Annotated in this window: 16 protein-coding genes; 6 read left to right on the plus strand and 10 right to left on the minus strand. The window is 65.9% G+C overall.

The window, feature by feature from the left end; all coding sequences use genetic code 11:
- Positions 1 to 915, minus strand: coding sequence for an AEC family transporter (locus tag SR858_RS13855; protein WP_026637736.1), 915 nt, complete (start codon positions 913 to 915; stop codon positions 1 to 3).
- Positions 916 to 917: 2 nt separating this feature from the next.
- Positions 918 to 1,904, minus strand: a complete 987-nt coding sequence (locus SR858_RS13860; protein WP_019924282.1) for a TauD/TfdA family dioxygenase — start codon at positions 1,902 to 1,904, stop codon at positions 918 to 920.
- Positions 1,905 to 2,266: 362 nt separating this feature from the next.
- Between SR858_RS13860 and SR858_RS13865 the strand changes: the two genes are divergently transcribed.
- Positions 2,267 to 3,931 (plus strand): methyl-accepting chemotaxis protein, encoded by a 1,665-nt coding sequence (locus SR858_RS13865; RefSeq protein WP_026637735.1) that lies wholly within the window; start codon positions 2,267 to 2,269, stop codon positions 3,929 to 3,931.
- 60 nt (positions 3,932 to 3,991) lie between these two features.
- On the opposite strand, the gene SR858_RS13870 is transcribed toward SR858_RS13865, so the two are convergent.
- On the minus strand, positions 3,992 to 4,174 hold the full coding sequence (locus tag SR858_RS13870; protein ID WP_019924280.1) for a hypothetical protein: 183 nt from the start codon (positions 4,172 to 4,174) through the stop codon (positions 3,992 to 3,994).
- The gene (locus SR858_RS13875; protein ID WP_154820117.1) at positions 4,171 to 4,362 is read right to left on the minus strand and encodes a hypothetical protein; all 192 of its coding nucleotides are present in this window, start codon (positions 4,360 to 4,362) and stop codon (positions 4,171 to 4,173) included. The genes SR858_RS13870 and SR858_RS13875 overlap by 4 nt, the downstream gene beginning before the upstream one ends.
- Positions 4,363 to 4,481: 119 nt before the next feature.
- On the opposite strand from SR858_RS13875, the gene SR858_RS13880 reads away from it, so the two are divergent.
- Positions 4,482 to 5,798, plus strand: coding sequence for a DUF1593 domain-containing protein (locus tag SR858_RS13880; RefSeq protein WP_019924278.1), 1,317 nt, complete (start codon positions 4,482 to 4,484; stop codon positions 5,796 to 5,798).
- 109 nt (positions 5,799 to 5,907) lie between these two features.
- Here SR858_RS13880 and SR858_RS13885 read toward each other — a convergent pair whose 3' ends face one another.
- The 4 genes from SR858_RS13885 to SR858_RS13900 are packed head-to-tail and all read right to left on the minus strand — an operon-like array spanning position 5,908 to position 12,608.
- A complete protein-coding gene (locus SR858_RS13885; protein WP_019924277.1) occupies positions 5,908 to 6,645 on the minus strand; it encodes an ABC transporter substrate-binding protein in 738 nt (245 codons plus the stop codon).
- 23 nt (positions 6,646 to 6,668) lie between these two features.
- Positions 6,669 to 7,574 (minus strand): GntR family transcriptional regulator, encoded by a 906-nt coding sequence (locus tag SR858_RS13890; RefSeq protein WP_019924276.1) that lies wholly within the window; start codon positions 7,572 to 7,574, stop codon positions 6,669 to 6,671.
- A 31-nt stretch (positions 7,575 to 7,605) separates the two neighbouring features.
- Positions 7,606 to 10,263 (minus strand): aconitate hydratase AcnA, encoded by a 2,658-nt coding sequence (gene acnA, locus SR858_RS13895; RefSeq protein WP_019924275.1) that lies wholly within the window; start codon positions 10,261 to 10,263, stop codon positions 7,606 to 7,608.
- 50 nt (positions 10,264 to 10,313) lie between these two features.
- Positions 10,314 to 12,608 (minus strand): TonB-dependent receptor, encoded by a 2,295-nt coding sequence (locus SR858_RS13900; protein ID WP_019924274.1) that lies wholly within the window; start codon positions 12,606 to 12,608, stop codon positions 10,314 to 10,316.
- Between the two features lie 263 nt (positions 12,609 to 12,871).
- Between SR858_RS13900 and SR858_RS13905 the strand changes: the two genes are divergently transcribed.
- The 4 genes from SR858_RS13905 (at position 12,872) to SR858_RS13920 (ending at position 17,060) form a co-directional block, all read left to right on the plus strand.
- Positions 12,872 to 13,261 carry a hypothetical protein gene (locus SR858_RS13905; RefSeq protein ID WP_019924273.1) on the plus strand — a complete coding sequence of 130 codons (390 nt, stop codon included), beginning with the start codon at positions 12,872 to 12,874 and terminating at the stop codon, positions 13,259 to 13,261.
- Positions 13,258 to 14,601, plus strand: a complete 1,344-nt coding sequence (locus SR858_RS13910; protein WP_019924272.1) for a sensor domain-containing diguanylate cyclase — start codon at positions 13,258 to 13,260, stop codon at positions 14,599 to 14,601. Before SR858_RS13905 ends, SR858_RS13910 begins: the two co-directional genes overlap by 4 nt.
- Positions 14,598 to 16,343 carry a putative bifunctional diguanylate cyclase/phosphodiesterase gene (locus SR858_RS13915; RefSeq protein WP_019924271.1) on the plus strand — a complete coding sequence of 582 codons (1,746 nt, stop codon included), beginning with the start codon at positions 14,598 to 14,600 and terminating at the stop codon, positions 16,341 to 16,343. Before SR858_RS13910 ends, SR858_RS13915 begins: the two co-directional genes overlap by 4 nt.
- A gap of 72 nt (positions 16,344 to 16,415) precedes the next feature.
- A complete protein-coding gene (locus tag SR858_RS13920) occupies positions 16,416 to 17,060 on the plus strand; it encodes a hypothetical protein (protein ID WP_019924270.1) in 645 nt (214 codons plus the stop codon).
- Here SR858_RS13920 and SR858_RS13925 read toward each other — a convergent pair whose 3' ends face one another.
- Together SR858_RS13925 and SR858_RS13930 are read right to left on the minus strand one after the other, a co-directional pair.
- Complete coding sequence (locus SR858_RS13925) at positions 17,061 to 18,080, minus strand: NADP-dependent oxidoreductase (RefSeq protein ID WP_019924269.1); 1,020 nt, start codon at positions 18,078 to 18,080, stop codon at positions 17,061 to 17,063.
- Positions 18,081 to 18,260: 180 nt separating this feature from the next.
- Positions 18,261 to 20,252: a hypothetical protein gene (locus SR858_RS13930; RefSeq protein WP_154820116.1), complete on the minus strand. Its 1,992-nt coding sequence runs from the start codon at positions 20,250 to 20,252 to the stop codon at positions 18,261 to 18,263.
- Between the last annotated feature and the right edge of the window lie 226 nt (positions 20,253 to 20,478).

The following is a 20,478-nucleotide window of genomic DNA, read 5'->3' on the forward strand; positions in this document are numbered from 1 at the left end:
TCACGCCATCCACAGCAAAAACTGCCCGGACAGCGGCAATGTCACCGCCGCCACCAGCGTCTGCAACGTGATCAGCGCCGCCATCAGGCGGGTGTCGCCGCCCATTTGCCGGGCCATGATGTAAGCATTGGGGGCGGTCGGCAGCGCACAGTAGAAACAGGCCGCCAGCGCCACCGGGGCCGATACCGCCAACAGCACGCAGACCTTGGCCGCCAGCAGCGGCAGCACCAGCAGCTTCAGCACCGACGTCAGGCCCAGGGCCAGCGGCCGCAGTCCCTGCATTGAAAACACCAGCCCGCTGCCGACGCATACCAGGCCCAGGCACAGCGCCGCCTTGCCGAGGATATCCAGCGTATTGAACAGCGGCGCCGGCAATGGCAGGCCCGCCACGCTCCAGATCACGCCGGCCAGCGTGGACAGGATGATGGGATTGGTCGCCAGGTTGCGGGCGATCCGCCCCGGGTGCGTGGGCATGCCGCTCCACCACGACAGGGCGATCACCGAGATGACATTGACCACCGGCAGGCACAGCGCCAGCGACAGCATCACCAGCGCCGCCGTCTGCGGCGTGAACAGCAGCGTCGAGACGGCGATGCCGAAATAGGTGTTGGGCCGTACCGCGCCCTGCACCACCGACGAGCGCGCCGCATCGGGCAAGGCGCGGGCCGGCAACAACATCAGCAACGCCACCACCGTGATCAGCAGGGTCGGCAGCACCGTCGCCATGGCCAGCTCGCCGACCTGCGCCGACGCGAAGCTGAGCCGCGCCGTCCCGGCAAACAGCAGCGCGGGAAAGCAGATGTTGTACGTGAACTTTTCAATCGACGGAAAAAACGCTTGCGGCAGCCAGCCATAGCGCCGGATCGCCACGCCCAGCGCAATGATCAGCAAGACCGGAAGAATTGCGTTGACCATGCTCAGTCCGCCGAAATGCCCGATGGCCCGATGCGTTCCGCATTGGGGGTATCGGCGATGCGGATGCGGATCAGGTGACGGGCCGGGTCGGTGTAATCGGCGCGGCCATGCAGCGAACGGCGATTGTTTGCCCACAACAGGGTGTCATCGGGCAGTTGCTGGGAAAAGCGCGGCGCCCGCTGTTCGATGACTTCGTGCAGCAGCTCCAGCGCTGACCGCACGGCCGGCGTATCGAGCGTCGGCCGCGCCGCCAGCCCCTTGAGCAACGAATCGTAACGCCAGCGCATGGTCAGCTGCGCGCCGTGCCGTTCGAAGACCGGCGCCATCTCGATTTCCACCTGCTCGTCGCTGGCCGCGTACACCGACGGCACGCGAAATGGCAGCGGCGTCTCGAACAGCAGCGCACACGCGGCGCGGCCGGCTTCGGTACGCTGCAGTTCGGCATAAATATCATCGACGCCGATCAGCAAGGATGCGCCGCCACCGCAACGCGCCGCCGTCACCACGTACAGCAGGAACTGTTCTTCCGGCATCGGATAAAACGACGAATCCGTATGCATGTCGGCACTGCCCACCCGTTCGGAGAAGGTCACGAAGCTGCTTTTCTGCGCGCTGCCGGGCCGGGCGCGGATGTCCCACGCCACGCGCTGGGTACGCTGGTCGGTCGAGGTCGGAAAACCAAGGCTCAGCGCAATCGCATACAGCACGGCGTTGCGCGGCGCTTCCTCCAGGCCGGCCAGGCCCAGCCCGGTGATCGCCAGGCCACGCGCTTCGGCGCCCGCGATGTAGCGCTGCAAGCACCGCAGCGATGGCACGGCCAGCAGTTCGCGCTGCAAAGCCACTTCATCCGGGTGGGGATAGAAGCCATTACCGTTGAAGTCGCTGAAATAGCGGCCGACCAGCGCGATGATCGCGGCCTGGTCCTGGCCCCAGTCGAAGTTGCGCTGGTTGACGAAAACCTGCGGGGATTGCTGAAGTGCTATGCCCATCTGAACCTCCTGAAAGAAATGCCGTATGGAAATGTTCTGCAAATACTAAGACGCACGATTCCGCAATGCAACATATAAAGCTGACATCATTTTCAGGAGGTTTGTTGCTCCAGCACGGCAGAATGCGGCTGACGGGGCGATTGCCGGCATTTTTCAGCACTAAATAATCTATAAATGTTGTTTTCCAGCACAATTGTGTCTATAGGGAAACTACGTAGTGCGCACTGCAACAGATGGCAGATACGCAAACAATTCCGCTGTGATATTATAAGTTTCCCTTAAGAAATTCTCTCACTTTCTATCCCATCGTTCGTAATAACAAAACAGGGCGCGCTGGCGCCCACTGCCTGAAGGATACTTTTATGACTTCGTTACGTGATTTGAAGCTGGCAACCAAGCTGGGACTGGCCTTCGCGCTGGTGCTGCTGCTGGCCGCAGCGGTCGATATCTTTGCCATCGTCAAACTGGCGCAACTGAACCGCGCCTCGACCGAATTGTCCGAGCGCTGGATGCCGGCGATGCGCGTGGTGCAGGATCTCAAGGCACAAATCGCCCGGGTGCGTACCCGCGAATTCCAGTACATCATTTCCACCGACCCGGCCGAGATGGACAAGTACGACAAGGTCATCGCGAACGACCTGGTCGATCTGCGCAAGATGCAGGATACCTACGCCAAGCTGATCTCCACGGCCGAGGAAAAAGCGCTGTACGACGAGTTCCTGTCCCTGTGGGACCGCTACATGATTGAAGACGGCAAGATCCGCGCCGCCTCGCGCGCCGCCGAAAGCGATACCGCGAAACAGCTGCTGCGCGGCGAGTCGAACAAGCTGATCGTGGCGCTGCGCGGCCAGATCGACAAGCTGGTCAAGCTCTACGGCGACGGCGGCGATGCCGCTTCCGACCGCGCCGATGCGCTGTACGACTCCGCACGCGTCTGGATCATCACGCTGCTGATCGGCTCGATCGTGCTGGGCGCCCTGTGCGCCACCCTGATTACCCGCTGGCTGGTCAAGCGCCTCGGCGGCGAGCCCGATTACGCCGTTAAAATTGCCGGCAAGATTGCCGACGGTGACTTGACCGTTGCCATCCACACCCGCGACGGCGACCAGGACAGCCTGCTGTTTGCCATGAAATCGATGCGCGACAGCCTCGCCGGTCTGGTGGAACAGGTACGCAGTGGTACCGACACCATCGCCACCGCATCGCAGCAGATTGCTGCCGGCAATGTGGACCTGTCGGCACGCACCGAACAGCAGGCCGCATCGCTCGAAGAAACCGCCGCATCGATGGAAGAGCTGACCAGCACGGTCAAACAGAATTCGGCCAGCGCCAGCGAAGCCAATGAACTGGCGCTGAGCGCCTCGGCGGTCGCGCAAAAAGGCGGCGCCGTGGTGTCGCAGGTGGTGCAGACCATGGGCTCGATCAACCAGTCGTCGCGCAAGATCGTGGACATCATTGCCGTGATCGACGGCATCGCGTTCCAGACCAACATCCTGGCGCTGAATGCGGCGGTGGAAGCCGCGCGCGCCGGCGAACAGGGTCGCGGCTTTGCCGTGGTCGCCTCCGAAGTGCGCAACCTGGCACAGCGCTCGGCTGCGGCAGCCAAGGAAATCAAGGAATTGATCAGCGATTCGGTCAACCAGGTGGAAAGCGGCAGCAAGCTCGTGGAACAAGCTGGCGCCACCATGGACGACGTGGTGGTCAGCGTGCGCCGCGTGACCGACATCATGAGCGAGATCAGCGCCGCCGGTGCGGAACAGCGCGCCGGTATCGAACAGGTGAACACCGCCATCGCCGGCATGGATGCCGTCACCCAGCAAAACGCCGCACTGGTGGAAGAAGCGACGGCAGCCTCGCAAAGCATGCAGAACCAGGCCACCGCGCTGAGCGAGCTGGTCTCGGTATTCCAGCTGGCCAGGCAAGGTGCCGGCCGCGCCGCTGCCCGCCACGACCTGCGCGTGATCAGCAACGCGGCGCGCCAGCCGGTGCCGGCGATTGCGGCTGAGCCGGTTCGTCGCCGGGCTTGATATAGCGTTCGATGTAGCGTTTGATGTAGCGTTTCCTGGCGCCGGCATGGCGGACAGCGGTCAGATCGGCGCCGCCAACCATTGGCGGAAATCGGTCGCCATCGCCATGGTCAGCGCGTGGCCGGCGTGGTATCCGCGGTAATCGAGCGGTACCTGGCAGCTTCCCAGAACCTGGCTGGCATGGCGGCCGACATGGATGCCCAGCTTGTCGTCCAGCACGCCGTGGCTGACAAGCACCTTCACCTTTGCAGCGCCGGGCCAGGCTGCAACACCGCCAGCACCACGGTCAGGCGCGGGTCGATTTTCTGCGCCAGTTCGACGAAACCCAGGTCTTTGCCGCCCACGCCGTGCAGCAGCACCGGGCATTGCGCCGCGCCTTGTCCTTCCTGGCGGCGGCGCTGACCGGCTGACGCCAGCGGTTCACACCGCACACGCGCCCCGAGCGATAATTTTCGGCACGGGGTCGCATCCGGTTGCCGCACCGGCACCCGGATGCGATACTGGTGCGCGCGGCATGCGCCCGCCCCTGTTTCTTCCGACCATAGAGCTTATGAACCGACGACAACTGCTGATCAATCTTGCGCTGGGTTTGCCCTTGCTGGGCCTGGGCGCGTCTCCCTTCGCCGCTGCTGCCCCCTCGTCCCCGAGCGAACGACCGCGCGTGATCGTCTCCACCGACATCGGTGGCACCGATTTCGACGACTTCCAGTCGCTGGTGCACCTGCTGCTCTACAGCGACATGATCGACCTCGACGGCCTGATCGCCTCGCCGTGGGGTGAGGGCCGCGACCGCAAGCGCCACCTGCTCGACATCATCGCCGTCTATGAAAAAGACTATCCCAACCTGCGCACCTGGTCCGACCGCTATCCCACGCCGGACCGCTTGCGTGCCGTCGCCAAGCAGGGCGGCTCGGACCTGGCCGGCCCGCAGGGCTGGGGCCAGCCCACCGAGGGATCGCAGTGGATCATCGAGAACGCGCGCCGCGATGATCCGCGTCCGCTGTGGGTGCTGCTGTGGGGCGGCTTCGAGGACCTGGCGCAGGCGCTGCACGACGCCCCGTCCATCAAGGGCAAGCTGCGCGTCTACATGATCGGTGGCCCGAACAAAAAATGGTCCACCAACGCCTACGACTACCTGGCGCGCGCGCACCCGGACCTGTGGATCATCGAGAACAACGCCACGTATCGCGGCTGGTTCCTGGGCGGCGACCAGTCCGGCGATCTGGGCAATGCCAGCTTCATCAACCGCCACGTCAAGGGCGCGGGGGCGCTTGGCGATTATTTCGCCTCGATCGGGCCGGACATCAAGATGGGCGACACGCCCGCCCTCACCTACCTGTTCGGCGCCACGCCCGCCAACCCGGCCGCCGACGGCTGGGGCGGACACTTCGTGCGCGCCTGGGACCGGCCGCGCGTGACCTATACCACGCCACCTACCGCCGCCGACGTGGTAGAAACCTTTGCCATCATGGAGCTGGTGTACCGCCCCGCCGGCACCGCACCGGCGCAACCGCATGCGCACCTGGTGGTGGACAAGCAGGAGTTCGACGGTTACCTCGGCGTCGACGGTGCCTGGCATTTCCTGTTCTCGCCGAAGGAAGCCAAAACCTGGTCGTACCGGATCCGCAGCAACCACCCGGGCCTCGACGGCCAGGCCGGCGTCTTCACGTCGCGCATGCCCGCGCCCGAACTGGCGCGCCAGCCGTCGGCGCGTTATCCCAACTGGTGGACCGACGACCCGGCGCCGCAATTCAGCGAAGGGCCGCACCAGGGCGCCAAGACCGTGAGCCGCTGGCGCGCCGACTTCCTGCGCGACTTCGCCGCCCGCCTGCGCCGCGCCAAGGCGCCGGCCGACGCCAGATCCTGACGCCCCCACCGCTCAGAACTTGTGCAGTATGCCGATGCCGGCCCGCCGCCGGCGACATTGCCACATGGCGAAGCCGGCGTTCGCGCCCCACGAAGGCCGGCAGCATCGCTTACGCTGCGGGCGCCACCGAGGCGCCCTTGACGCCATGACGCGCCAGCGCCGCGTCGACAAAGCCGCTGGCCTTCATGCGCTCGACAAAATCGCGCAGCACTTGTGCCGCTTCCGCCCCGCGCACCTTGGGTAGCCCCATGGCCTGCTGGATCACCATGAAGCGCTGGTCGAGCAGGCGCAGGCCGCCGTGGCGCGCGGCATCGGCCTCCAGTTGCTGCTTGACGCCGGCCGCCACCTCGGCGCCCTGTTCCAGGAAGACTTCCACCACCGTGGGCGACGTGGGCGAGCGCACGATGGCGGCCTGCCTGAGTTCCCGGGTGAGGTACAGGTCGTAGGCGCTGCCCTTGCCCACCACCACCCGGTTGGCGGCATCGTCCACCTGGGCGTTGCCGGTGATGGGCGAGTCGTCCCTGACCAGGTAATAGCCTTCGATCAGCACGTACGGCGCGGTGAAAGCAATATCGGCGCCGCGCACGGGGTCGATGGCAAAGAAGCCGAAATCGGCCTGGCCGCCGGCCACCGCCTCCACCGATTTGCCAGCCGCGTCGAACACCACCAGTTCCAGGGGCAGATCGAGCAGCGAGGCCAGTTCGCGCGCCAGGTCCACCGAAACGCCGCCCGGTGCACCATCGGCGCCGGTGTTGGCCAGGATCGGATTACCGAGGTTGATGGAAGCGCGCAGCACGCCGGTAGGGGCGAAAGCGGCGCGGACGGCCGGAGAAATGTCGATGGTCATGGTGTGCCTCTCAAGTTAAAAATTCAGGGTGGCGGCTGCAGGATATCCTCGATGCCGGACAGCGCCGCGATCGTATGCTGCAAGTGCTGGCGCAGGAATTCGGACGCCTCGTCGTTGCGTTCGCGCTCGAGCAGGTCCAGCACGTGCAGGTGCTGCTTGCAGTGTTCGATGTAGCGCCCACGGCTCTGCATCGAACGGTAAGACAGCAAACGCCGCACGCGGTTCACGCGGCGGATGGTATCGATGAAAAACGTGTTGCCGGAAGCCGCCACCAGGCTTTCGTGGTAACGCACGCCGCGATCGTGCAGCTGGTCGGCCGTAGCGGTTTCGATGCCGCCGGCCAGCAGGTGGCGCTCGGCCGCGCGGCATTGCGCGATCACTTCCGGCGCCAGCCGGAACGCCGGCTCCAGCAACGCGGCCGGTTCCAGCGCCAGGCGCAGGCGATAGGACTGCAACAGGCTGTCCGGGGTGGTGAGCATGCTGGAGAATTCCCAGCCGTAGCCAGGCTTGCGCTCGGCCCAGCCTTCCTTGGCGATGCGGGCGAGCACCGCGTTCAGCTGCGCCGGCGTCAAACCGTAGCGGGTCTTGATCAGCTGCTCGGAAAACGCCAGCGGCAATTCGCGCCGCAGCAAATCGTCGGCGATACGGAAGTACACGCTGGTGACCACGTCGCTCTCTTCCAGGCCCAGGCCACGCACCACCTCGTGCAGCGGCTCGTTCAGCACCCGGGCGGTGAAAAAGCCGCGATTGCGCTCGCGCGTGAGCACGCCCTTTTCGTGCAGCAGCGCCAGCGCTTCGCCGACCGGCTGGCGCGACACGCGCAGCCGGTCGGCCAGCATCTGCGCCGGCAGGTGGGTGCCGGCCTCCCAGTGCTGCTCCTGGATCAGCGCCACGATCTGGCGCGCTATCGAATTGTCAGGGTTTTTCATGCTGCCAAATAGATGGTGACCAGCCTGCAGGCTAGCAGAATTCCTGGCCCCGTTGCTGCGCGATGGTTTTCTGCAGGATGAACGGGATCACGCCGCCATGCTTGAGCAGCGCGGTTTCCAGCCGGGTTTCCACGGCAGCCGTGGCCTGCAACCGTTCGATTGCGCCGCTGGCGCGCACGATGTTGACCGCCACCGGGCAGCGCGGCGCGATCAGCTCGGGCCGGGCGTCGATCTCGATGCGGTCGCCGGGTGCGAGCTTCAGCGTGGCCGGGTTGACGCCGGCAGGCAGCCGCAACGGCAGAATGCCCATGCCGATCAGGTTGGAGCGGTGGATGCGTTCGAAGCTCACCGCCAGCACGCTGCGGATGCCCAGCAGCCGCTGGCCCTTGGCCGCCCAGTCGCGCGACGAACCGGTGCCATAGCGCTCACCGGCCACCAGCACCACCGGGTCGCCCGCCTCGCGGTACTGCTGCGCCACCTCGAAGATGGGCGCCACCACGCCGCTGGGCACGTGCAAGGTGTTGGCGACGGGTGCATCGGGCGCCAGCAGGTTGCGCAGCGTCTTGCTGTAAAAGGCGGCGCGCAGCATCACTTCCCAGTTGCCGCGCCGCGAAGCAAAGACGTTCAGATTGTCGCGGTCGTCGCCGCGCGCCACCAGGAAGTCGGCGACAAAGCTGTCTTTCGGGATGCCGCTGGCCGGCGAGATGTGGTCGGTGGTGATGTCGTCGCCCACCACCAGCAGCGGATACGCGCTGTAGCGGCCCAACTGGCTGCCCTCGTCGATGGCGGCAAACGGCGGCCGTCGCAGCGCGGTGGATGCCGGGTCCCACGGAAAGCGCGCCGTGGTCGGCACGTGCAGCGCATGCCACAGCGGATTCTCGCTGGCCAGCGCGAACGCACGCGGATAATCGTCGGCCCGGGCGCCTGCGTGCAGCGCCTGCGCCACCTCGGCCGGCGTGGGCCACAGGTCACCCAGGTACACCGGCGTGCCGTCGGCGCGGTGCTGCACCGGATCGCAGCTCAAATCCGCCCCGGCGTTGCCGGCCAGCGCAAAGGCGACCACCAGCGGCGGCGACATCAGGAAGCCCAGGTCCAGGTCGGGATGGACGCGGCCGGGAAAGTTGCGGTTCCCCGACAACATCGCTACCGGGTGGATGGCGCCGGCACGCAGGGCCTGCTGGATCGGTTCCGTGAGCGGGCCGGAATTGCCGATGCAGGTGGTGCAGCCGAAGCCGACGATGTCGAACCCCACCGCCGCCAGGTCGTCGATCAGGCCGGCGCGGGCGAGGTAATCGGCGGCGGCGGGCGAGCCGGGACCAAGCGAAGTCTTGGTCCAGGATGGAACGGTCAATCCCAACGCGCGCGCGCGGCGCGCCACCAGGCCGGCGGCGACCAGCAGCGCCGGATCGGACGTGTTGGTGCAGCTGGTGATGGCGGCTATCGCGATCGGGTGGCGGGGCATGCCGGGGAACTGCGCGGCAGCCTCCGGCTTTGGAGCAAACGCCAGCTTCGCCAGTGCGGTGCCGGTCAGCGCGTACGACAGCAGGTCCTGTGGACGGCGCGGGCCGGCCACGTGCATCGAGATCGCGTCCAGCGCCACGTCGATCGTGCGCGTGTAGCGCGGCGCGCTGTCAGGCTGGTACCACAGGCCCACGCGTTTGGCATACGCCTCCACCAGCGCCACCGCAGCGGGCGCGCGGCCGGTGTCGCCCAAGTATGCCAGCGTGTGTTCGTCGATCGGGAAGTAACCGCTGGACGCGCCGTATTCGGGCGCCATATTGGCCACCACCGAGCGCTCGCCGGCGGTCAGCGCGCCCACGCCGGGCCCATAAAACTCCACGAACTCGCCCGAGACGCCGATCGCGCGCAGGCGCTGGGTAACGGCCAGGGCGAGGTCGGTGGCGGTCGCGCCGGCCGGCAGGCGCCCGGTCAGACGCACGCCGATCACGTCGGGCACGCGCAGCATGGTGGGCATGCCGAACATGACGGTCTGCGCTTCCAGTCCGCCCACGCCCCACCCCAGTACGCCGATGCCGTTGATCATCGGGGTGTGGCTGTCGGTGCCGATCAGGGTGTCGGGCACGGCCCACAGCGTGCCGTCGCGCACTTCGGCGCGGGCCACGGTGGCCAGCTGTTCGAGGTTCATCGTGTGCATGATGCCGGTGCCGGGCGGGTGGATGCGTACGCCGCGCATTACCGCCCCTGCCCAGCGCAGGAAGCTGTAGCGCTCCCGGTTGCGGTACAGTTCCAGCGCCAGGTTGCGCTGCACCGCGTCGCGCCGGGCGAAAAATTCCACCGCCAGCGAATGGTCCACCGACACATCGACCGGCAGCCCCGGATTGAGCACGGTGGGATCTAAGCCCGCTTCGGCCAGCGCATCGCGCATGGCGGCGATATCGACCAGCGCCGGCGTGCTGGTGGTGTCGTGCATCAGCACGCGGCCCGGCTGGAAGGCGATTTCCGCCGCGCTGGTGCCGTGTGCCAGCCAGTCGACGATGGCCGCCATCCCGGCATCGCGCTCGTCGCCGCCCGTGTGGCGCACCACGTTCTCCAGCAGCAGGCGCAGCACGACGGGCAACCGTGGCAGATCGTCGCCGAGCAATTGCGGCAGATCGACCACGCGATAGCGCTGGCCGGCGTGGTCCAGCCAGGCTGGCGGGAAGGCTGGGATGGCAGATGATTTTTCCATGCCGCCATCTTTGCATATTATTGACTTAATATGCAATAACTACGCAAGCGTCAGAACTCGTATTTGACCCGCAGGCCCGCGTACCGCTCCGAATTACGCGGCAGGTATTGCATCAGCACGTGGCTGCCGTTGTAGAAGTTGTAGTGGTCGCCGATGAAGCTGCTGTAGCTCTTGTCCAGCAGATTGTTGACGAACAGCGTGACCTTCCAGTTACGGTCAGGGCTCGATACACCGATGCTGCCGTTGAGGATGCCATAGCCTTGCTGTTCCGTCAGCGGATTGACGCCCAGGTCGAAGTTGACGGCCGACTGGTGCTGGTAATTCAGGTTGGCCACGCCGCTGTAGCCCGACTCGCCGAAACCGAAATTATAGGTGCCGCCCAGCGTGAATTTCAGCTTGGGCGCATTCGACAGGCGCTTGCCTGCCAGGTCCTGCACCGAGGCGGTCCCCACGCGCACACAGCCCTGCGCCACGGTCTGGCCCGGGTAACACAAGCCGTTGGGCATGGAGCGGATCCTGGCATCCACGTAAGCGAGCGAGCTTTCGATCATCAGGGTGTTGATCGGCTTGGCCGTCAGTTCCAGTTCCACGCCCTTGGTGCGCAGTTCGCCCACGTTGGTCACCGCGTTCTGGCGGATGTTGGTCAACGGATCGATGCGCGACGACTGCGCCTGGAAGTCGTCGTAGTCGGTCTGGAACGCGGTGGCATTCAACTGCACGCGGTTTTGCAGGAAGCGGCTTTTCAGGCCCAGTTCGATCGCCTTGGATTTTTCGGGCGCCACCGGCAGCCGTACGCGGGTGGCATCGAAGCCGGACGAGATATCGTAGCCGGCGCCCTTGTAGCCGGTCGCGTACGAGGCGTACACCATGATGGCCTTGTCCAGGTCGTGTTGCAGCGCCAGCTTGGCGGTGGTGGCCGTGTCGGTGTTCTCGCCAACGTAGCGCGGCTGCGCGGTCGGCACCAGGTTGGTGTAATCGACGTCGATTTTTTCGCGGTTGTACCGCACACCCGCATTGATGCGGGTGGCGTCGGTGAGCTTGTAGTCGGCCTGGCCGAACGCGGCCAGCGTGCGGTTGCCGTTGCTGGCGTCCCAGCGCGCGACCGACAGGACCGGGCCGCGATCGAACTTGCGGTTGGTGTCGGAGTTGGAATAGTACAAGCCGCCCAGGTAATTGAACACGCCGTCGCCGTTCGAGGTCAGGCGCAGCTCCTGGGTGAACATGCGCGACCTGGTGGGGCTGGTGAACGACACGCCGCCGTGGCGCACATTATTGGTCAGCGCGGCCAGCAGATCGACATTGCTGAAGTCGAAGTCGGCCAGCACGGTGTTGCGCCAGTCCTGGTACGTGGTGGTGGAGTTGAGCGTGTGGCGGTCGAGCTTCCAGCCGATGCTGGCGCTGAGGCTACCGGCTTCGTTGCGGTTGAAACCTGGCGTGTCCATGCGCACGCTGCGGTTTTCCGGGCCTACGTTGACGCCGACCAGGGCCGGCTCCAGCGGCGCCACGCCCTGCTGGCGCGAGCCGGGCGGCACCGAGCGCATGGTGGTCACCGGGCCTTCCACCTGGCGGATGCTGTAGTCGGCGATGATCCTGGCGGTGACACCGGCGGCCGGTTTCAGGTCCAGGCGCGCGCGCACGCCCTTGCCGCGATCGCCGTTCAGGTCGTGGTCAGTGGCGAGGTTGGTGATTTCGCCGTCGCGCTGGTTGCCGTACACGTTCAGGCGAAAGCCGGCAGCTTCGCTCAGCGGGCCCGAGATCGACGCTTCCACCCGGTGTTCGCCATCGCTGGTGAGCGTGACCTGGGCGCTGCCTTCGAGCGTCTCGGCCGACGCCCTGGTCACCACGTTGATCACGCCGGCCGACGAGTTCTTGCCGAACAGCGTGCCTTGCGGACCACGCAGCACTTCGATGCGCTCGACATCGGACAGGTTGGAAAACGCCTGCGCCTGCTGGATCACCGGCACGTCATCGACGATCACCGACACTGCCGACTCGATGCCGGTGCTGTAGGCAAAAGTGCCGATGCCGCGCAGCGAAATCGTGTTGTTGCCCGGGTTTTGATTGAGCGTCATCGACGGCGCCACGCGGGTCAGGTCGGAAAACTCCATGATCTGCTGGTTCTCGATCGCGCGGGAGTCCACCGTGTTGACGGCCACCGGCACGTTCTGCATCGACTGCAGGCGCTTTTGCGCGGAGACGACCACGGTTTGCAGTCCCTCCTCCGGCTTGGCGGCGGCCTCCTGGGCGTGCAGCGAACAATGGGCGGCCAGGCCGGTCAGGGCCAGTGCGGTGGCGCGGGCAAGAGTGTTCAGGCGCAGGGGCGCGCCGGGGGAAATGCGTGGCATACGGTCTCCGTTGGTTGGATGAGAAGCACTCTGCGGTGCTTAAACACTAATATATCAATACGTGGATGGTAGGGCAAAAGTTACCGCTAATCGCTTCCGCGTAACAAACACTCACGACCTTGAGCAAATCTGTGCACGATCGCATGCAGATGTGAGTTTCCTCACGCCAATGCTAGTTAGCGCACATAACGGATGGGACCACGGTGGTAAATTGCTCTAAGTAAATGTTATCCTTGCTTTTGCCCGTACCTTAGGAAACCGAAATGACCCTGCATGCCGCAATCCCTTTTGATCAGCCTGACCTGGCCGCCCTGCTCGCACACAGCGATGCCACGGCGCTGGATGACCTGGGTTTCGGTGTGATCGGTTTCGATGCCGCTGGCCTGGTTCAGCGCTATAACAGCTTCGAAGCACAGGCGGCCGGGCTGCGCGCCGGGCGGGTACTGGGCCAGGACCTGTTCCTGGCCGTGGCGCCCTGCATGAACAATTTCATGGTGGCCCAGCGCTTTGCCGACGCCCGCGCGGACAACGTCGCGCTCGACGACACCATCAACTATGTGCTGACCTTGCGCATGCGCCCCACCAAGGTCCAGCTGCGCCTGGCATACCAGCCCGGCGCCCCGCTGGCCTACGTGCTGGTACAGCGCTCGTGAGCACCGCCGGCGACGATATCGCGCACGAACAAGCGCAGGAATACGAAGCGCTGCTGCAGTTCCTGTACATGGCGCCGGTGGGCCTGGTGCAACTCGCCGCCGACGGCGCCATCCAGATGCTCAACCCGGTGTCGGCGCAGCTGCTGATGCCGCTCAGCCGCGACGGCGGGCTGACCAACCTGTTCGAGGCGCTGGCGCCGGTTGCGCCCGACCTGCGCCAGCAGTGCGCCACTTTCGCCGCGCCGCAAGGAACGATCTGCGATGCAGTGCGCCTGTATGTGCACGCGGACGACCGCAGCGGCGGGCCGCAGGTGATGTCGCTCAGCATGCTCAAGCTGAATGCCGACCGGTTGATGGCGGTGCTGGCCGACGTTACCGCGCAAGACCGGCGCGAGCGGCAGCTGCGCAAGACCGATGCCTGGCTCAACGCCATCATGACCAACATCACCGACTATGCGCTGGTGTGCCTCGACCGCCAGGGCCGGGTGGAGTCGTGGAACGAGAGCATCGAGCGCGTGACCGGCTATGCCTCGGCCGCCATCAAGGGCCAGCACTACGCCCGTTTTTATCCCGACGGCGCCACCACCGAAGCGCAGCAGCTGGACCGCCTGCGCGAGGCCGACGAAAACGGCTGGACTCTCGATGAAGGCCTGCGCCTGCGCGCCGACGGCACCGAGTTCTGGGGCAGCGCCATGATTTCGCCACTGCCCGTGCGCGACGGCGAGACAGTGCCCCCTGCCCCACAGGCCGACGACGAACCGGCCTACTGCATGATCATCCGCGATATCTCCGACCGCCGCGACGCCAGCGAAAGCCTGCGCAAGGCCGCCTACAGCGACCATTTGACCGGATTGTCGAACCGCCGCGCGTTTTTCGAGGCGGCCGACCTGGAACTGGCGCGCCGCAAAAAAGCGCTGCGTCCGGTGGCCCTGATCGTGATCGACGCGGACCACTTCAAGGCCATCAACGACCGCCATGGCCACCCCGCCGGCGACGCGGTCCTGTCCCACCTGGCCCGCACCATGCGCAGCGTGTGCCGCCAGGTGGACGTGCTGGCGCGCATCGGCGGCGAGGAATTCGCCATCATCCTGCCGTCGGTGGCGCTGGACGATGCGCTGGCCATTGCCGAGCGCCTGCGCGCCGAGGTGGAACGCACCCCCGCCAGCTACGAGCAGCAACCGATTACGTATTCGATCAGCATCGGTGTGGCGGTGATGGACGACACGCTCGACGGCTTCGACGGCCTGATCAAGCGCGCCGACGAGGCCCTGTACGCGGCCAAGCGGCGCGGCCGCAACCAGGTGGCATGCTGGGAACCACCGCCAGCGGAGCAAGCATGAGCGAAGGCGACCTGGCCTACGAGGCATTGATCCAGTTCCTGTACCGGGCGCCGGTGGCGCTGATCCAGCTGCAGAAAGACGGCGCCATCGAGATTCTCAACCCGATGGCGTCGCGCCTGTTGATGCCGCTGGCGCCGGACGGCGACATGGAGAATTTTTTCCACGTGCTGCGCCGCCATGCGCCCGATCTGCCGCAACTGTGCGCCGACTTTTCCGACCAGCAGGGCGTGGTGTGCGAAGGCCGCCGCATCAGCGTGGAAGCTACCCACGGCCACGCCGAGGGGCCGAACGTGCTGTCGCTCGGCCTGCTGAAACTCGATGACAACCGTCTGATGGCGGTACTGCTGGACGCCACCCACGAGGTGGTGCGCGAGCAGCGCATGCTGGCCAGCGCGGCACAGCTGGACACTCTCACTCAGCTACCGAACCGGGCCGGCACCCTGACGCTGCTGCGCAAGATGGCCACGCGCGAGCGCGCCGCCAGCGGTGACCATTGCGCGGTGCTGTTGCTTAACCTTGACCGCTTCAAGCAGGTCAACGATACGCTCGGCAACGCGGTAGGCAACCAGGTCATCGCGCTGGTGGCCGAGCGCCTGCGCACCACGCTGCGCGCGGGGGGGCGCCCCGGCAGCGGCCTGGCCGTGGAAACCGCCACCCGCGTGGGCGGCGACGAATTTGCTGTACTGCTCGACGGCTTGCCGGCGCCGGAAGTGGTCGAGCGCATCGCCGGCCGCCTGCTCCAGCGCCTGGGCCGGCCCTATCGCGTGGGCGAGCAGGACCTGTCGCTGACCTTCAGCCTGGGTCTGGTAGTGCTGAAAACCGGTGTGCAGGACGCCGACGACCTGCTGCGCGACGCCGCCATCGCGATGGCCGTGGCCAAATCGCAGGGCGGCAACCGCATGGTCGCGTTCGAGCAGGAAATGCGCGAACAGGCGCTGCTGCGCAGCAGCCTGGAAGCGGACTTGCGCCTGGCGATCGAGCGCGCCGAATTGTTCAATGTGTACCAGCCGGTGGTGGGCCTGCTGGCCGACGGCCGCATGGACCCGGGCGCCGGCGTGGAGGCCCTGGTACGCTGGCGCCACCCAATACGCGGCCTGGTCGGCCCGGTCGATTTCATCGGCATTGCCGAATCGACCGGCATGATCAATGCGATCGGCTCGCAGGTGCTGGCCACGGCGTGCCGCGATTTCGTCGCCTGGCAGCGCGCGCTGGGCGATCGCGCACCACGCCTGCTGGCGGTCAACCTGTCGCGTGCGCAGCTGACCCAGCCCGGCCTGTGCGACCAGGTGGCCGCGATCCTGGCCGCCAGCGGCATGCCGGCCGCGCAACTGCAACTGGAAATCACCGAGAGCCTGGCCGCGCAAGGGGCGGATATCCAGCAGCAACTGCTGGATCTGAAGCAACTCGGTGTAAAACTGGCGCTCGACGATTTCGGTACCGGCTATTCGTCGCTGTCGAGCCTGCACCTGCTGCCGGTGGACACGGTCAAGATCGACCGCTCGTTCGTGAGCCTGGCGGCCAGCAGCGCCCATCACAAGGTACTGATCGAGGCCACCGTGCTGGTCGCCCGCAGCCTGGGCATGACCACGGTGGCGGAAGGCATCGAAACCGTGGAGCAGGCCAATGTGGCGCATGCCCAGGGCTGCGACAAGGGGCAAGGCTACCTGTACAGCCGGCCGCTGGAGAGTGCAGTGTTGCTGGAGTGGCTCAATCAGCGCCAAGAAGTGTTAAATCCTGCATAATTATATTTATTACATGTATTATCCTCGTGCTATCGCCCCGGTCGCCATGTCACCAATGCCACGAGGATAAACATGAAATACCTACTGCCGAAACTGCTGTTCCCCGCCCTGATCGCCACCAGCGCAGGCGTTGCCACCGCAGGCACTGTCCCTGCAAGCCAGGCCCACACCATTACCTACGATTTTCCTTACAATGCATTGTATTTGCCCACGCCAGCCGGCGCGGGCATGTGGATCGACAAGCGCGTGTTTGAGCTGGAAGCGCCCACCAACTACGCCCTGACCGGCAAGATGAATGCCATCTTGAGCGCCACGTACGACCTGGGCAATGGGACGGGCAACGCCAACATCGCGCTGTCGTTCGACGTGCTGGTGCCGCGGTGCCAGCGCTGCGGCATGTTCGACTCCGACCTCGTGGGCACAGGCCACGACGGTGACCTCGCCGACAGCGGCACCACGCTGACGTACGCGACCAACACCTCGGTCGCCTCGGGACTGTATGGCCGCCTGCTGGTCTATGAAATCATGACCGGGCAGCTTCCTGCTTTCTCCGGCCAGATCCAATTCGACGCGATCCGCTTCGATATCGAGGTGGTGCCGCTCAGCGCTGTGCCGGAGCTGCCCCCCGCCGCACAGCTGGGCCTGGGCTTGGGTGTACTCGGCATGGTTGCCCGGACCAGGCGCCGCCCGGCGCAGCGTGCGCAGGCAATAAGCTAGCTACTCGCCGACGCGCACGATCAGCTTGCCGAAGTTGCGCCCTTCCAGCAGGCCGATAAAGGCCTGCGGTGCAGCCTCCAGGCCATCGACGATATCCTCGCGGTAGCGGACCTGGCCGCAAGCTATCCAGGCCGCCATCTCGCGCTCGAACGCCGGACGCTGGTCCACGAACTCGCGCTGGATGAATCCGCGTATCAGCAGGCTGCGGCTCAGGATTTCGCGCATCACGCCCGGCAGACGGTCCGGGCCGGGACGCGGCGCGGTGTCATTGTATTGCGCGATAAGACCGCATACCGGCACGCGTGCAAAGTCGTTCAGCAGCGGGAAGACGGCGTCCCAGACATGTCCGCCCACATTTTCGAAATAGACGTCGATCCCTTGCGGACATGCGGCCTCGAGCTGGGCCGCGAAATCCGGCGCGCGATGATCGACCACGGCATCGAAGCCGAGTTCGTCCCGCAGGAACGCACACTTGTCCGCACCGCCCGCGATACCGACCGCGCGCGCACCCTTGATCTTCGCAATTTGGCCGACGGCCGACCCCACGGCCCCGCTGGCCGCTGCGACCACCACGGTCTCGCCGCGTTGCGGCTGGCCGATGGTCAGCAGACCGGCGTAGGCGGTAAACCCGGGCATGCCGAGCACGCCAAGCGCGGTGCTGACCGGCGCGGCCGACGCATCGATCTTGCGCACGGTGGCGCCATCGGCCACGGCATAGCTTTGCCAGCCCGAATAGGACAGCACGACGTCGCCCTCGGCAAAATCAGGATGCCGTGACCGGACCACCCGGGCCACCGTGCCGCCTTCCATGACATCGCCCACCTCTATCGGCTTGGCGTACGACTTGCCGGCATTCATCCTGCCGCGCATATAGGGGTCCAGCGACAGGAAGAGAACTTTCAGCAGCACCTGGCCGTCGGCGGGCTCACCGACCGGTACCGAGTCGAACTTGAAATGCTCGGGGGCAGGCTTGCCGTCCGGGCGGCTGGCAAGCAGGATGCGTTGGTTATGTTCGCTCAAGGTATATCCTTTTGACGTGATGTTCGGGAAAAATGGCGACAGCGGCAAGGCTGGCCACGGTGTAGCAACGATTCTACCGGCCCCGGCATTGAGCGGTTGTCGCGTGGCCGCCCTTGGGCGTGCGCTGGCGCACTCTGCGCAGACGCCCGCCCAATATTGCTAATTACCAAATGGAATCGACTAGTTCTGCAGCGTCAGGCTGCCGTCGGCCACCGCGCTGAGGTCGCGCGCGGGGGTAGCCGCGCGCAGCTTGGCTGGCGCGGCGTTGTCGTAATCGACCACGTCGGTATCGGTGGTCGCATCCACGTGCGTGATGCGCACGCGCAGGCGATCGGTGGCGCCGTTCTGGCTGCCGCCGTCCTGTGCTTCGAGGATAAAGCGATAGCCGGCTCGGCCGTTGAAGCGGCCGGTGCCACTTACACGGGCCAGTGGGCCTTCACGGCTGACGCTGGTCACTTGCTCGCTGCGAAACTGGAATGGTCCGCTCAGCATCACTCCCGCTGCACCGGCACGCTGACTGGCGCCGTCCAGCGGCGCCCACAGCGAAAAACGCAGCGGCGCGGCGCTGGTGGTGCGCCCGGTGGCAGCGGTGCCGGCATGCAGCGTGCCGGCGCCGCTCAGCGATGCCTGCGCGGGATCTTCCACCGTGACGTCCTGCAGCAACTCGGTGGAACGTCCGCCCGAGTCCGTCACACGCAGGCGCACCGCGTGGAAGCCGGCCGCGCAGAAGCGATGGCGCAGGGTCACCTGCCCGGTGCCGGCCGCCTCGCGCACGGTGGGCGCCGGCGACGGGCAACCGTCGGTCCACACCACGCTGGCCTTGTGGGTTTGCGTGACGGAGTTGTCGGCAAAGCCGACCGTGAGCGTGAGGTCCTGGCCCAGTTCCACCGAGCGCGGCAAGGTGGCGAGCGGTCCCAGCACCGGCGCGTCGGTGCCGCGCGTGCCGGGCCGCAGCATCACCAGGCCCGCGTTCGAATTGGCCAGAATGACGCCAGCGTCGTTGATGGCATGGCCGGAATGCACGATCAGGCCGGCTGGCGCGCGGTACAGGCGCGCGTTCAGGTCGATCGGGGTGGTAACGCCGCCCCAGCGCACGGCCCGCGAGGCGGCATAGCCCTGCCCCACCGGTAATTGCGCCGATCCCACGATGTCGCCGCCGTTGTTGATAGCGCTGGCCACGGCGTCTCTGAACGACAGGCTGGGCAATTGCGTGAGGCCGCTGGTGGGCGTCCATTTGTAGGCAACCAGGCGCTCGTCGCTGCGCAAGGTGTAGCCGACCGCCTCGGTACGGTCGTTCAGGTCGGCCACATCGGTGAGCGGGCCGCCGCCGTCGATCGGCAGCATGCCACCGAGACGGCGCCAGAAAAAGCCAATTTCACGCGTGTTGCCGGTAATGTCGGACCGGCCAGCCACTTCGCTACGCGCATTGATATGGAAGCCGAACGCCCGGCTGCCGCCCAGCGTGCCCAGGTTGGTCGGCTTGCCGCTGGCGTCCCACAAGGTGGCGTTGATGGTTCCACTGGCGGAATCGGCAAAACCGGTAGCGACATTGAGCTGGTTGATCGCGCTCGCCTCGGATAGCGACGTGGGCCGGGGCCCCAGCGGCGTGATGGCCCCGCCGGGATTCCAGCGCACTGCCCGCGCCGAAATGCCGACTTCCGCATTCAGGCCGGCAATGTAGTTGAGGTCGTTGATGGCTTCCGCGCTGGCCACCGAAGTGCCGGGCAACGCGCGCATGCCGCCGGCCGCAGTCCAGGTAAAGCCGAGCACGTTGCTGCGTTCGGCGCCATCTTCCGAACTGCCCACCACCACGCCCTGGTTGTTGAGGGCGGTAATCTCGGTGTAGCTGCCCCCCAGCGTGCCGATCTCGCGTATGCGGTCGCCGTCGAAATAGCCGTTGGTACCACCGTGGTAGTTGAAGGAATTGAACGCGGCCTGGCCCCGTTCGTTGAGCAAGGCAGTGCCGCCGCTGTCCGGCCCCAGGTTGATGATGCTGTATACGGTGCCGGCCGGCGTGATGGCCGGGGCGGCGGATGCGGCCGGCCCGGTGGCGGCGGCCGTGGCCGGCGATGATGAAAACATTGCCGCCAGCGCGCCGGCAGCAGCGCCGGCAACAGCAACCGCCATGGCGCGTTGTTGCAGAAGGGGTTGGATGGTCCAGGTTTGATGCATCGTGAATCTCCCAGGCAGGTTGAACGCAAGCGGACGCTTGCGCTAACGCCGGGTGACCTGTTGCCACGCGAGGTGAACAGCACGACTCACCCAACGCCACGCACACTGTAGGCAGACAGAAATAGCCGGGAATTGACAACAATCAAACTTGCTAAAAACAAGCCAGGTGAAAACGCAAGCTCGGCAAGACAAAATCAGGGTACGCGGAGTGGGCTGTACCGCGCAT

The sequence above is a fragment of the Duganella zoogloeoides genome (genome assembly GCF_034479515.1).
Lineage (GTDB): Bacteria > Pseudomonadota > Gammaproteobacteria > Burkholderiales > Burkholderiaceae_D > Rugamonas > Rugamonas zoogloeoides.